Here is a 13,887-nt window from a genome sequence, read left to right as displayed (position 1 = left end):
ATGCAGCGTGGACTTATCCCCGCTAACCGGCTGAAATGCCGCCGGGGCCTCCGGGTGGTTTTTCGTTCATGTCGTTGCAGTTCAGGCTTGCGTCCCGAAACCTGTTCCATGACAGGCTTCGATTCATTGCCACCATCATCGGCATCATCTTCTCGATCGTGCTGGTGACCGTGCAGATGGGCCTCTATGTCGGCTTCCGCCGGATGGTCACGACCATGATCGACCATTCCCCGGCCGAGCTCTGGATCATGCCAGTCGGCACCAAATGTTTCGAGGACCCCTCGCTGCTCGACGAGCGGCAGCGGTTCCGCGCGCTTGCTGTTCCCGGCGTGGCGGAGGCGACGCCGCTGGTGATCGGCTATGCGCAATGGCGGCTGCCGCAAGGCACCACGACGCCCGTCTTCGTGGTCGGCTCGGAGCTGCGCGGGCTCGGGCTGCATCCCTGGAACGTGGTGGAGGGGCGGCTGGACGACCTGTCCGTGCCTGGCGCGGTCGCCGTCGACCAGACGTATTTCGAGCGGCTCGGCATCACCGGCGTCGAGCAGGCCGCCGAGCTGCGCGATCGCAAGGTGCAGGTGATGGCGGTGAGCAAGGGCATCCGCTCGTTCACGACGACGCCTTACGTTTTTACCGACGTGGAGCGCGCGCGGACCTATACCGGCATCGCGCCGAACAAGGCGTCCTATCTGCTGGTGAAGCTGACGCCCGATGCCGATCCCGGCACGGTGCAGCAGGCGCTGCGCGACAGCCTGTCCAATGTCGACGTGCTGACCGCAGCCGAGTTCGCGAGCCGCAGCCGCTCGTTCTGGCTGTTCGGCACCGGCGCGGGTGCCGCGCTGTTCGCCGGCGCCCTGCTCGGCCTCATCGTCGGCACCGTGATCGTGGCGCAGACGCTCTATTCCAGCACCAAGGATCACATCAACGAGTTCGCGACCCTGCGCGCGATCGGCTCGTCCAGCCGCTACATCTACACCGTCATCATCTGGCAGGCGCTGCTCAGCGCCATCGTCGGCTTCGCCGGCGCTGCGGCGATCGGCAGGATCGTGGCGGCCGCGACCGCGGAATCGGCGCTGCCGGTCATCATGACCCCGACGCTGACGGTCGCGCTGTTCGTGCTGACGTTGACGATGTGCGTCGGCTCGGCGATCGCGGCGATCCTCAAGGTCATGCGCATTGATCCGACCCTGGTGTTCTCGCGATGACCGACACCGTGCTCGAGGCCACCGATCTCGTGCATCACCTCGGCCAGGGGGCCGGAAGGGTGCAGGCGCTGAAGGGCGTGAGCCTGTCGCTGAAGGGCGGCGAGCTGGCGCTGCTGATGGGCCCCTCTGGCAGCGGCAAGACGACGCTGCTGTCGATCCTGGGCTGCCTGATGACGCCGGATGGCGGTGCCGTGCGGGTTGCCAACCAGCCGGTCGCGGGGCTCGATCCCGAGGCGCTGGCGAAGCTGCGCCGCGAGCGCATCGGCTTCATCTTCCAATCCTATCATCTGTTTCCGACGTTGAACGCCGAGGACAATGTGCGGCTCGCGCTCGACGTGCGCGGCGAACGCGCGCGGGCCGCGAAACTGGCGGCGCGCGAGGTGCTCGAGCGGGTCGGCCTCGGCTCGAAGAAGCGGTCGTTCCCGCGCCAGCTCTCGGGCGGCGAGCAGCAGCGCGTCGCGATCGCCCGCGCCATCGTCGGCAAGGCGCAGGTCATTCTCGCCGACGAGCCGACCGGCGCACTCGATACCGCCAACGGTCAGGCGATCATGACCCTGCTCGCCGATATCGCCAAGGATCCGTCGCGCGCGGTGCTGGTGGTGACGCACGATCCGCGCATCCTGCCGTTTGCCAATCGCGTCATTCACATCGAGGACGGCCGCATCGTCCGCGAGGAGAGCGGCGGCGAGTCCATGAAGAAAGTCTCGCACGCATGATATCGGGAATTCCAGAACGCGCTCACCTGCTCGGGCTCGTCGCCGCGGCTGCATTGGCTATCATCGTCACGCCGACCTCGATTCCACCGACAGCGCGTGCCGCCAATGCCCAGGAGGAACGCTGGCTGGCCGTCGCACCCGGCCGGGTCGAGCCGGCATCCGGCCTGATCAAGCTCGGCGCGCCGGTGGTTGGGCTGATCCAGGAGGTGCTGGTCAGGCCAAACGAGACCGTGTTCGCCGGCCAGGTCCTGGTGCGGCTCAGCGATGGCGAAGCTCGCGCGCAGCTCGCCAGCGCCGAGGCGCAGGTCGCGATGCGCAAGCGCGTGCGCAACAAGGAGTCGACGCCGTCTGGCGCGGGTCCCCGGCGCCGCGCCGAAGACGGCCTCGCCGATGCGCAGGCGGCGGTGTTCGACGCGCGTGCTGCGCTCGACAAGGCCGTGACCGAGCGGCGCGCCGGGCGCGGCACCGATGCCGATGTCGACACCGCACGCACGCAATTGACAGCCGCGCAGGCGAAGCTGGAGCAACAGGCCGACGAGCTGCGCAAGGTCACCGCGGATGCGCCGCTGCCGGTCAGCGCCGAGGGCCAGCTCAACGTCGCCCGCAGCGAACTGCAGGGCGCCCGCGCCACGTTGGAAAGGCTCACCATCCGCGCGCCGCTCGACGGCACGGTGCTGCAGGTCAATGCGCGCACCGGCGAGATCGCTTCGCCGCAGACGACGCCACCGCTGGTGCTGCTCGGCGATACGTCCTCGCTGCGCGTGCGCGCCGAGCTCGACCAGCGCGACCTCGACAAGATCAAGGTCGGCCAGCAGGCGGTGGTCCGCTCCGACGCCTTCCGCGGCCGCGACGTCGCCGGCAAGGTCGCCGCCATCGCCCCACTGGTCGAGAGCAGCCGCACTGCTGCGCTCAGCCAGCGCAACATGACCGACGTCGACGTGGTGGAAGTGCTGGTCGATCTCGCCGAGCCGGGCCCGTTCGCGGTGGGTATGAAGGTGGACGTGTATTTCAAGCCGTGAGGGGCGCGCCGCTCGGCCCACGCCTCGTGCGCTGCTGCCCACCCTCCCCTTGAGGGGGAGGGTCGCTCGCCCGCGCAGCGGGCGAGCGGGGTGGGGCGAAGCCACGAGCACTGCTGCTGATGGAGAGATCACCCCACCCCGCCTCACGTTTCGCTTCGCTCATCGTGAGGCGCCCCTCCCCTCCAGGGGAGGGTGAGCACCGAGCAAGCGGCACGGTCTGGCGTCTCGATGGACTCCATCAATCCCCGCTCGGCGGGGCCAGCGGCTGGACGATCTCCTGGAATGGCGGCAGCGCCTCGCACCTTGCGGCGTGGGCCGCCAGCGCCGGATAGCGCGCGGCGTCGAACAGATGCGGATGCGCCTCGCGTGTGAAGCGCAGCGCGCAGGCGACGGCGATGTCGGCGTGGCCGATGTTGTCGCCATACCAATAGGCGCTCGTCGCATCTGCGCGCTCGGCCTCCAGCATTGCCAGCACGCCGGAGATCTGGGCCTCGCAGCGCGCGACCCACAGCGCGAGGCGGTCCTTGCGCAGCACGCGCTCGTAGATCAGGCTGACGGCCTTGTCGCCGAGACCGGTCGCGAGCGCGATCGTATGCAGCTGCTGGCGGCGCAGCGCGCCGCTCCGCGCCAGCATCGCGCGCTCGGGCCCGACGGTCTCGTCGAGATGATCGAGGATCGCCACCGAGTCGATCAGCGCCTCGCCGTCATCCAGCACCAGCACCGGCACGCGCAGCAGCGGATTGTACGGCGCGATCTTGTCGGCATCGCCGAAGGTCGACCAGGGCTTGTGCTCGAACGGCACGCCGTAGAGCTTGAGCGCGATCGCGGTGCGGCGGACGAAAGGCGAGTCGTATTGGCCGATCAGGAACATCGGTTATCCTCCTGTGCGGCGCATTGAAGCGCCGTTCGGCGCCGTTGTCAGCTCCGATGTTCAGGCCAACAGCGGCACATGCGCTGCGACGTCGCGCGGCAGCGTGCCGTCGAGGCGCGGGTCGGGGGCGATCTCGATCTGCCGCCGGAAGGGACGGAAGCCGGAGCGCTGGTAGAAGGCCAGCGCACGGGGATGATCGAAGCTGCAGGTGTGGACCCAGAGCCGCGTCAGCGGCTGCGCCCAGGCGCGGCGCAGCGCGTGGTTCATCAGCAGCCGTCCGGCGCCGGTGCCGATCAGCTTCGACGTGACGCCGAACAGCGCCAGCTCGCAATCGGTCTTCTTGCGGAAGTCGAGCTCCAGCAGGGCTTCATCACCGCCGCCATGCGCCAAGGTGTAGATCTCGACTCCGTCAGCGCGAATCGTCTTGGCAAGCTCCGCATCGCTCATCCGCGTGCGCTGCGACCACAGCCACTCCCAGCCGACGCGGGCATAGAGGTCGCGGTACCAAGCGAGATCGGGCTGCGCGACGCGGCGAATGCTCCAGTCGCCGATCGGATCGGGCGGCAGCACCGGCGGCGCCAGCATTTCCAGCGAGGTCACCACGGCCGCGACCTTGCCGGGCGGGACGTCGAAATATCCGTCGGGAATGGTCACTCAAGACGACCTGATTGAAGAGTGATCGGCAACCTGCTTACCCCGGACGTAATTGGAACCGCACAGCGGTCCCGGCATGGTCGGCGCATTCAACATCAGGAGCCATGCCCATGCAACGACGAGACGTGCTGCTGACCGCGGCAGCAGCCAGCTTCGCGGCGACGGGAGCGGGCCTCGCCGCCGCACCGACCGCGGCGCGCCCGCGTATCCGCTGCAGCGACGGCGTGACGCTCTATCACGAGGAGTGGGGCAGCGGCCGGCCGGTGCTGTTCGTACATGCCTGGGCGCTGACCAGCGCGATGTGGACCTACCAGATCTCAGATCTCAGCCGGCGCGGGCTGCGCTGCATCGCCTTCGACCGCCGCGGCCATGGCCGCTCCGACGTGCCGGGCAGCGGCTACGAGCTCGACCGGCTCGCCGACGACATCGCCGAGGTGATCGCGCAGCTCGACCTCGATGAGGTCGCGCTGGTCGGCATGTCCATGGGCTGCAACGAGATCCTCAACTACATCGCGCGGCACGGCACGCAACGCATCGCGCGGATCGCGATGCTCGGCCCGACGACGCCGTTCCCGCTGCAGACGCCGGACAATGCGCTCGGCGCGCCCCGTGGCTATTTCGAGCAGTGCTGGGCGGCATGGCAGAGCGACTTCCCGAAATGGATCGAGGACAACAAGCTGCCGTTCTTCACGAAGGACGCCTCGCCGCAGATGATGGAATGGGTCGCGGCGATGATGCGCCAGATGCCCATTCCCGTCGCGGTCGCCACCAACCGCGCGCTGATCGCGACCGACCTGCGGCCGGTGCTTGCGAAGATCGACCGTCCCGTGCTGATCCTGCACGGCGACAAGGACGTCTCAGCGCCGCTCGACATGACGGCACGGCCGACCGCCAAGGGCATCAAGGGCGCCGAGCTGAAGGTCTATCCCGGCGGCCCGCATGGGCTATTCGTGACCCACATGAAGCAGGTCAATGCCGACCTTGCTGCGTTCCTGGCTTAGCTGCTGTGGGAGGCGAGCGCCCTACTCGCCCTCGTCGCTCGCCAGCACCCCCTTCACGGCGCGAGCCCAGCCGGCGAGCTTGCGCTCTCGCGTCGCCGCGCTCATCGCCGGCCGGAAGCGGTGCTCGAGCCGCCAATTGTCGGCGAACTTTTCCGGCTCCGGATAGACGCCCGCGTGGAGGCCGGCGAGATAGGCGGCGCCGAGCGCGGTGGTCTCCTGGATCATGGGACGGTCGACTGGTGCGTCGAGCAGGTCGGCGAGACGCTGCATGGTCCAGTCCGAGGCGGTCATGCCGCCGTCGACGCGCAGCACGATCGTGGCGGCGGACGCATCGGGCCAGTCGGCGCGCATCGCGGCCCACAGATCGTAGGTCTGGTAGCACACGCTCTCCAACGTGGCATGCGCGAGCTCGGCCGGGCCGGTATTGCGGGTCAGGCCGAACAGCGCGCCGCGCACGCGCGGATTCCAATACGGTGCGCCGAGGCCGACGAAGGCCGGCACCAGATAGACCGACTGCATCGAGTCGGACTTGTCGGCGAGCGGGCCGGTTTCGGCGGCATGCTTGATGATGCCGAGCCCGTCGCGCAGCCACTGCACGGCCGAGCCGGCGACGAAGATCGAGCCTTCGAGCGCGTAGGTCCTGACGCCGTTGAGCTGATAGGCGATCGTCGTCAGCAGCTTGTTGTTCGATTTCACCGGCGTGGCGCCGGTGTTGAGCAGCGCGAAGCAGCCGGTGCCGTAGGTCGACTTCATCATGCCCGGCGTGAAGCAGGCTTGGCCGATGGTGGCCGCCTGCTGGTCGCCGGCGATCCCCGCGACCTTGATCGGGCCGCCGAACAGATCGGGCGTGGTGGTGCCGAAATCGGCGGAGGAATCCTTCACCTCGGGCAGCATCGAGCGCGGCACGCGCAAGAGCTTCAGCAGCGTCTCGTCCCACGCACCGGTGTGGATGTTGAACAGCAGCGTGCGCGAAGCGTTGGTGGCATCGGTGGCATGCACCTTGCCGCCGGTCAGCCGCCACAGCAGGTAGCAGTCGACGGTGCCGAACATCAGTTCGCCGCGTTCGGCGCGCTCGCGCGCGCCCGGCACATGGTCGAGAATCCATGCCACCTTGGTGCCGGAGAAATAGGGATCGATGATCAGGCCGGTTTTGGCGCTGACATCCGGCTCGTGGCCATCGGCCTTGAGCTCGGCGCAGATGTCGGCGGTGCGGCGGTCCTGCCAGACGATGGCGCGGTGGACGGCCTGGCCGGTGGCGCGGTCCCATACCACGGTGGTCTCGCGCTGGTTGGTGATGCCGATCGCCGCGATGTCCTTGGCCGTCAGTCCCGCCTTCTCAAGCGCATCGCGGCAGGTCATCACCGTCGAGGTCCAGATGTCCTCCGGCTCGTGCTCGACCCAGCCGGAGGCCGGGAAATGCTGCGGGAATTCCTGCTGCGCGACCGCGGCGATCGAGATGTCGGAGCGGAACACCATCGCGCGCGAGGACGTGGTGCCCTGATCGATGGCCAGCACGAAGGACATGGGTTTTCTTCCCGGTAGGTTGACGACGTTGGGCCGACAAGCAAGCGGATCGGGCGGGCGAGGTCAAGGTGGAGCGGCACGTGTCTATCCACCCTCCCCTGGAGGGGGAGGGTCGCCCGCGCAGCGGGCGAGCGGGGTGCGGTGAGCCACGGGCGATGGCGATTGTGGAGAGATCACCCCACCCCGCCTCACGTTTCGCTTCGCTCGTCGTGAGGCGACCCTCCCCCTCCAGGGGAGGGTGAACACCCGCGATCAGCTCCGCCGCTCGGATACGAAGGCTACACCGCGGCCGTTGTCACGCCGCCGTCGACGACGATGGTCTGGCCGGTCATGAAGGTCGACGCGTCCGAGGCGAGGTAGGCGACCGCGCCGGCGATCTCGTGCGGCTCGCCGATGCGACGCAGCGGGGTGGTGGCGCAGCGCTGCTTCAGGCGGGCTTCGTCCTCCCACAGCGCGCGGGCGAAATCGGTCTTGATCAGGCCGGGCGCGACGCAATTGATGCGCACGCCGTGCGGCCCCCATTCGCCGGCAAGGCTGCGGCACAACGCGAAGTCGGCGGCCTTGGAGATGCCGTAGGCGCCGATCACGGTCGAGCCGCGCAGGCCGCCGATCGAGGAGACGATGATGACCGAGCCCTTGCCCCGCGCGGCCATCGGCGGGATCGCCTTGGCGCAGAGCCAGAGATTGCTCTTCACGTTGGAGGCCATGATCTTGTCGAAGGCCTCGTCGGTGATGTCGAGCAGCGGACCGTAATACGGGTTGACCGCAGCATTGCAGACGAGGATGTCGACCTGGCCGCAATGCTTCACGGCGCCGTCGATCAGCGCGTCGACCTCGGCCCGCCGGGAGATGTTGCAGGGGATGACGTGGGCCTCGCCACCATTGGCGCGGATGGCGCTCGCAACCTCCTCGCATGCGTCCGGCTTGCGGCTGGAGATCACCACCTTGGCGCCGAGTTGCGCGAGCAGCTCCGCCGACGCCCGGCCGATTCCGCGGCTCGAGCCGGTGATGACGGCGACCTGACCGGAGAGGTCGAAGGGATTGGGGGTCATGTCTGCTTCCTCCGCGTCATTGCGAGGAGCGAAGCGACGACGCAATCCAGATCAAGCATACCGCCCTGGATTGCTTCGCTTCGCTCGCAATGACGGCTCGATTGATCAAATCACTCCGGAGCCGCTCGACACCGGCAGCGTAGCCCTCTCAAATCCGTCATGCGCGGGCTTGACCCGCCTGCGGGGCCGAAGCCCCTTCGGCGCGGCGAAGGCCCGCGCATCCATCTTCAGAAAGCGATGGGTTGCCGGGTCAAGCCCGGCAACGACAAAGCTTTCTAGATCAACCCGCCCGCCTCGCTGACGCGGCGCATGTGGTAGTCGGTGTCGCCGAAGGTGCTCTCGATCATCGTCAGACGCTTGAAGTAGTGGCCGATCTTGGCCTCCATGGTCATGCCGATGCCGCCATGGAGCTGGATCGCCTGCTGGCCGACGAACTTAGCCGACTTGCCGATCTGCACCTTGGCCGCGGCGATCGAGGTGGCGCGCTCCTTGGCGTCGTCGAACTCGGCGGCCATGGTCGCGAACATCGACATCGAGCGGGCCTGCTCCAGCGCGACGAACATGTCGGACGCCCGGTGCTGCAGCGACTGGAACGAGCCGATCGCGACGCCGAACTGCTTGCGCGTCTTGATGTACTCGACCGTGGTCTTCAGCGACTCGTCCATCAGGCCGACGGCCTCCGCGCACAGCGCGATGCGGGCCTCGTCGACAACGCGCTCGATCAGCGGCAGGGCATTGACCGGATCGCCGATCGCGGCGTCGGCGCCGACTTCCACACCGGTGAAGGTGATGTCGGCGGCATGCAGACCGTCCTGGGTCGGATAGCCCTTGCGGGTGACACCCTTGGCGTCGGCCGGCACGATGAACACGCCGATGCCCGACTTGTCGCGCTGGCCGCCCGAGGTGCGCGCGGTCACGATCAAGGTGTCGGCGTTCTCGCCGTTGAGCACGACGAACTTTTCGCCGTCGATGACCCAGCCATCGCCCTTCTTCTTCGCAGACGTCGCAACGTCGAACAGGTCATAGCGCGACTGCTTCTCGAGCTGGGCGAATGCAAACGTCCTGCTGCCGTCGATGATCCCAGGCAGATGCGCGGCCTTCTGCGCCGCCGAGCCGCCATGACGGAGGAAACCGCCGGCCAGCACCACGGTTGCGAGATACGGCTCGAGCACCAGCGCGCGACCCATCGCCTCCATCACGATCATGGTCTCGACGCCGCCGGCGCCGAAGCCGCCGTCGTCTTCCGAGAACGGCAGACCGAGCAGGCCCTGCTCGGCGAGCTTGGACCACATCGCGCGGCTCCAGCCGCCCTTCTCCTTCATGTACAGCTTGCGCTTGTCGAAATCGTAGGCATCCGCCAGCAGGCCGTCGATGCTGTCCTTGAGGAGACGCTGCTCCTCGGTGAGATCAAAATCCATGCTCTCTATCCTCGTACCCGGAATTCATCATCGGCGTCATTCCGGGACGCGCCGCAAGGCGCGGGCCCGGAATCCATACTCACGATGGTGGTTATGGATTCTCCGACGCGCAACTGCGCGTCGTAGCTCGCCGCTTCGCGGCGCCCCGGAATGACAGCAACTCAAAGCCCCAGCACCGCCTTGGCGATGATGTTGCGCTGGATCTCGTTGGAGCCGCCGTAGATCGAGACCTTGCGGTTGTTGAAGTAGCTCGGCGCGATCTGCGCGGTCCAATCCATGGTCTCGTTGCTGTCGTCGTCGCCATGGACGTCGTAGGGCGCGGCAAACGGGCCGATCACCTCCATCAGCAGCTCGGTCGTGGTCTGCTGGATCTCGGAGCCCTTGATCTTCAGCACCGAGGACGCCGGATTGGGCTTGCCCTTGCCGTGCTTGCCCTCGTCGGCGACGACGCGCAGTTGCGTCAGCTCGAGCGCCTTCAGCTCGACCTCGCAGGCCGTGAGCTTCTCGCGGAACGACGGGTCCTCCAGCACCGGACGGCCGCCGGATTCGATCTTGCCGGCGAGCTCCTTGATGCGGCGGATACGCTCCTTGGAGACGCCGACACGGGCGATCCCGGTGCGCTCATTGCCAAGCAGGAACTTGGCGTAGTCCCAGCCCTTGTTCTCCTCGCCGATCAGGTTCTCGATGGGCACCTCGACGTCGTCGAAGAACACCTCGTTGACCTCGTGGCCGCCGTCGATGGTCTGGATCGGACGCACCGTGACGCCCTTCGACTTCATGCTGAACACGATGAAGGAGATGCCCATCTGCTTCTTCGCGGACGGATCGGTGCGGCACAAGCAGAAGATCATGTCGGCGTGCTGCGCGAGCGTGGTCCAGGTCTTCTGGCCGTTGATGATCCACTTGTCGCCGCGGCGCTCGGCCTTGGTCTTCAGCGATGCGAGGTCGGAGCCCGAGCCCGGCTCGGAGAAGCCCTGGCACCACCAGTCGTCGACATTGGCGATGCGCGGCAGATACTTCTTCTTCTGCTCCTCGTTGCCGAAAGTGTAGATGACGGGGCCGACCATGCTGACGCCGAAGGCGAGCGGCTGCGGCGCCGGATAGGCCTGCAACTCCTCGTTGAAGATGTAGTGCTGCACCGAGGTCCAGCCGGTGCCGCCATATTCCTCCGGCCAGTGCGAGACACCCCAGCCCTTCTTGTTGAGGATGCGCCACCAGGTCACCATCTCGTCCTTCGACAGATGGCGGCCTTCGATCATTTTGCGCCGGGTCTCCGGCGGGACATTGTCCTTGAAGAACTGCCGGACTTCCTCGCGGAACGCCTGCTCTTCCTTCGTGAATGCAAGATCCATCGGATCCTCCCGTGTGTATATATTCGTCGACAAATCGAGCTGTCATTCCGGGGCGCCTCGAAGAGGCGAACCCGGAATCCATAACCACCATCGTGAGTATGGATTCCGGGCTCGCGCTCCGCGCGCCCCGGAATGACGAAGACCTATTGCAGCACCTCGAACAGGCCGGCGGCGCCCATGCCGCCGCCGACGCACATCGTCACCACCGCGTACTTGGCCTTGCGGCGGCGGCCTTCGATCAGCGCGTGGCCCGTGAGCCGCGCGCCCGACATGCCGTAGGGATGGCCGACCGCGATGGCGCCGCCATTGACGTTGATCTTGTCGGGGTCGATGCCGAGCTTGTCGCGGCAGTACAGCACCTGCACGGCGAACGCCTCGTTGAGCTCCCACAGGCCGATGTCGTCGACGGTCAGGCCATGGCGCTTCAATAGACGCGGCACCGCGAACACCGGGCCGATGCCCATCTCGTCGGGCTCGCAGCCATGCGCGACGAAGCCGCGGAAGATGCCGAGCGGCTGCAGGCCGCGCTTCGCCGCGGTGGCGTCGCTCATGATCACGCAGGCGGAGGCGCCGTCGGAGAGCTGGCTGGCATTGCCGGCGGTGATCGAGAAGCCGTCGCCGCGCACGGCCTTGAGGCCGGCGAGACCTTCGGCCGTCGTCTCGGGGCGCGGACCTTCGTCCTGCGACAGGGTGACGTCCTTGAACGAGACGTTGCCGGTGGCCTTGTCGGTGACCGCCATCTTGGTCGAGATCGGCGCCAGCTCGTCGTTGAACTTGCCGCCCTGCTGCGCGGCAGCGGTGCGGCGCTGGCTCTCCAGCGCATATTCATCCTGGCGCTCGCGGGAGATGCCGTAGCGCTTGGCGACGATCTCGGCGGTGTCGATCATCGGCATGTAGACGTCGCCCTTGATCTCGAGCAGCGCCGGATCGGTGGCCTGGAACGTGTTCATCTTGTCGTTCTGGACCAGCGAGATCGATTCGCCGCCGCCGCCGACTGCGATCTCGACACCGTCGAAGATCACCGAGCGCGCCGCGAGCGCAATCGCCTGCAGGCCGGAGGCGCACTGGCGGTCGATGGTGGTGCCGCCGACCGACACCGGCAGGCCGGCACGCAGCAGCGCCTTGCGCGCGATGTTGCCGCCGGTCGAGCCCTGCTGCAGGGCTGCGCCCATCACGACATCCTCGACCTCGGCCGGATCGACCTTGGCGCGCTTGACCGCCTCGCCGATGGCGTGGCCGAGCAGCGTCGCGCCGCCGGTGGCATTGAGCGCGCCGCGATAGGCCTTGCCGATCGGCGTGCGGGCGGTGGAAACGATGACGGCATCGGTCATGGGCGACCTCCTGTTGTTGTTACGGATGTTTGCTGTGAGACGTGGGTGATTGCTGCTGGCGCAGTTCGTGACGCGACAGCTTGCCGACCGGCGTGCGCGGCAGCTCGTCGACGAACTCGACCGCCGCCGGCAGCTCGTGCTTGCCGAGCTTGCCGGTGAGGAAGGCGCGGAGATCCTCGACCGGGAACGGCGCGAAGCCGTCGCGCAGCTTGATGAAGGCCTTGGCCGCCTCGCCGCGATAGGCGTCGGGAATGCCGATCACGATGACCTCCTGCACCGCCGGATGGGTGTAGATCGCCTGCTCGATCATCTGCGGATAGACGTTGAAGCCGCCGGAGATGATCATGTCCTTCTTGCGGTCGACCAGGAAGTAGAAACCGTCGGCGTCGACATAGCCGATGTCGCCGGTCAGGAAATGATCGCCGACGAACGACTGCGCCGTTTCGTCCGGCCGGTTCCAATAGCCCTTGGTGACGTTCGGCCCCTTGATCCGGATCTCGCCGACCTCGTTCACGCCGAGCACCTTTGCGGGATCCTCGAGCGACACGACGTCCATCTCGATGCCGGGCAGCGTGATCCCGATCGAGCCGGGCTTGTCCGGGCCACCCTTGGGATGGGCGGTGCCGGGCGAGCAGGTCTCGGTCATGCCCCAGCCGCTCTTCAGCTTCATGCCGACGCGGCGCTCCAGGATGCGCGCGACCTCGACTGGCAGCGGCGCGCCACCGGAGCCAACGCTAGTCAGCGACGACAGATCGCGCGTGTCGAGATCGGGCAGGTTGGCGATCGCGATCCACATCGTCGGCACGCCGGGAAAATAGGTCGCGCGCTTGACCTCGATGTCGCGCATCACGGCTTCCAAGTCGAAGCGCTGGTGCAGCGAGATCAGGCTGCCGAGACGCAGCGAGGTCAGCAGCACCACCGTCAGTGCATAGATGTGGAACAGCGGCAGCACGCAGATGACTCGGTCGGAGCCGTTGCCGTTCGCGCGCGTCGCGCGGCCCCAGATTTCGGCGATCGACACTGCCGAGGTGAGATTGCCATGGGTCAGCATCGCGCCCTTGGGCAGGCCGGTGGTGCCGCCGGTATATTGCAGCAAGGCGACGTCGTCGGGCGAGATGGCCGGCCACGCTGCCGGCGCCACGGCGCCCTCGACGAAGGCACGATGGGTGGTCACGGCGGAGCTATCCGGCAACGGCGTCTGTGACGTACCGACCTTGCCCCAATGATCATCCTCGCAGACGATCAGGCGGTCGAGCAGGCCCTTCTCGAGGAACTTCAGCGCCGTCGGCAGCAGCGCCGACAGGTTCGAGGTGACGAGAATGCGTGCGCCGGAATCGCTGAGCTTGTGCGACAGCGCGATCTCGCCATCGAGCGGCGACAGGTGCACGACGCGGGCGCCGGCCTTGAGCGCGCCGAAGAAGTTGATCGGATGATCCGGCGTATTGCCGAGGAACAGCGCGATCGACGCGCCCTTGCCAAAACCGGCTCGCAGGAACGCGGCGGCAGCCTGGTCGACGAGCGCCGCGAGTTGCTTGAAGGTGACGGGGCGGTCGCGGAATTCCAGCGCGTCGCGATCGCCGAAGTCACTGACCGCCTTTGCCAGCAGATCTGGCAAGGTGCCACGCGCGATCGGCGCGTCCCAGCGGACGCCTTCGGGATAGAACTGTTCGCCAGGATGGGTCATGCGGACTCTGTGTTTCTTGCCGTAAGGCGGCCCCGCTCTTCCCGTTCCCTCTCCTCTTGTGGG

General features: G+C 67.2%; 12 protein-coding genes. 4 read left to right on the top strand and 8 right to left on the bottom strand.

Annotated elements, in window-relative coordinates; translation table 11 throughout:
- Positions 1–68 precede the first annotated feature (68 nt).
- Genes ACQR13_RS05760 through ACQR13_RS05750 form a run of 3 tightly spaced genes read left to right on the top strand, consistent with a single transcriptional unit; the run spans position 69 to position 2,937 of the window.
- A complete protein-coding gene (locus ACQR13_RS05760; RefSeq protein WP_434862646.1) occupies positions 69–1,202 on the top strand; it encodes an ABC transporter permease in 1,134 nt (377 codons plus the stop codon).
- Entirely contained in the window at positions 1,199–1,918 is a 720-nt protein-coding gene (locus tag ACQR13_RS05755) for an ABC transporter ATP-binding protein (protein ID WP_434862645.1), read from the top strand. The genes ACQR13_RS05760 and ACQR13_RS05755 overlap by 4 nt, the downstream gene beginning before the upstream one ends.
- Positions 1,915–2,937: an HlyD family secretion protein gene (locus ACQR13_RS05750; protein ID WP_434862644.1), complete on the top strand. Its 1,023-nt coding sequence runs from the start codon at positions 1,915–1,917 to the stop codon at positions 2,935–2,937. The genes ACQR13_RS05755 and ACQR13_RS05750 overlap by 4 nt, the downstream gene beginning before the upstream one ends.
- Positions 2,938–3,175: 238 nt before the next feature.
- Here ACQR13_RS05750 and ACQR13_RS05745 read toward each other — a convergent pair whose 3' ends face one another.
- Both ACQR13_RS05745 and ACQR13_RS05740 read right to left on the bottom strand, forming a co-directional pair.
- Complete coding sequence (locus ACQR13_RS05745) at positions 3,176–3,808, bottom strand: glutathione S-transferase family protein (protein WP_434862643.1); 633 nt, start codon at positions 3,806–3,808, stop codon at positions 3,176–3,178.
- Positions 3,809–3,868: 60 nt separating this feature from the next.
- Positions 3,869–4,462, bottom strand: a complete 594-nt coding sequence (locus ACQR13_RS05740; RefSeq protein WP_434862642.1) for a GNAT family N-acetyltransferase — start codon at positions 4,460–4,462, stop codon at positions 3,869–3,871.
- A gap of 110 nt (positions 4,463–4,572) precedes the next feature.
- Here ACQR13_RS05740 and ACQR13_RS05735 point away from each other — a divergent pair, with 110 nt between their 5' ends.
- On the top strand, positions 4,573–5,463 hold the full coding sequence (locus tag ACQR13_RS05735) for an alpha/beta fold hydrolase (RefSeq protein WP_434862641.1): 891 nt from the start codon (positions 4,573–4,575) through the stop codon (positions 5,461–5,463).
- Positions 5,464–5,484: 21 nt separating this feature from the next.
- Here ACQR13_RS05735 and glpK read toward each other — a convergent pair whose 3' ends face one another.
- The 6 genes from glpK to pimA form a co-directional block, all read right to left on the bottom strand.
- On the bottom strand, positions 5,485–6,987 hold the full coding sequence (gene glpK, locus ACQR13_RS05730; protein ID WP_315825959.1) for a glycerol kinase GlpK: 1,503 nt from the start codon (positions 6,985–6,987) through the stop codon (positions 5,485–5,487).
- Positions 6,988–7,265: 278 nt separating this feature from the next.
- Positions 7,266–8,039, bottom strand: a complete 774-nt coding sequence (locus ACQR13_RS05725; protein ID WP_315825958.1) for an SDR family NAD(P)-dependent oxidoreductase — start codon at positions 8,037–8,039, stop codon at positions 7,266–7,268.
- A gap of 275 nt (positions 8,040–8,314) precedes the next feature.
- The gene (pimD, locus tag ACQR13_RS05720; RefSeq protein WP_315713781.1) at positions 8,315–9,457 is read right to left on the bottom strand and encodes a pimeloyl-CoA dehydrogenase small subunit; all 1,143 of its coding nucleotides are present in this window, start codon (positions 9,455–9,457) and stop codon (positions 8,315–8,317) included.
- 161 nt (positions 9,458–9,618) lie between these two features.
- On the bottom strand, positions 9,619–10,809 hold the full coding sequence (pimC, locus tag ACQR13_RS05715) for a pimeloyl-CoA dehydrogenase large subunit (RefSeq protein ID WP_315825957.1): 1,191 nt from the start codon (positions 10,807–10,809) through the stop codon (positions 9,619–9,621).
- Positions 10,810–10,952: 143 nt separating this feature from the next.
- A complete protein-coding gene (locus ACQR13_RS05710; RefSeq protein ID WP_315825956.1) occupies positions 10,953–12,140 on the bottom strand; it encodes an acetyl-CoA C-acyltransferase in 1,188 nt (395 codons plus the stop codon).
- Between the two features lie 19 nt (positions 12,141–12,159).
- Positions 12,160–13,824, bottom strand: a complete 1,665-nt coding sequence (pimA, locus tag ACQR13_RS05705) for a dicarboxylate--CoA ligase PimA (RefSeq protein ID WP_316172676.1) — start codon at positions 13,822–13,824, stop codon at positions 12,160–12,162.
- Between the last annotated feature and the right edge of the window lie 63 nt (positions 13,825–13,887).

The organism is Bradyrhizobium sp. HKCCYLRH3059 (assembly GCF_051168035.1).
GTDB lineage: Bacteria > Pseudomonadota > Alphaproteobacteria > Rhizobiales > Xanthobacteraceae > Bradyrhizobium.
This window is presented reverse-complemented; position numbering and strand designations above follow the sequence as displayed.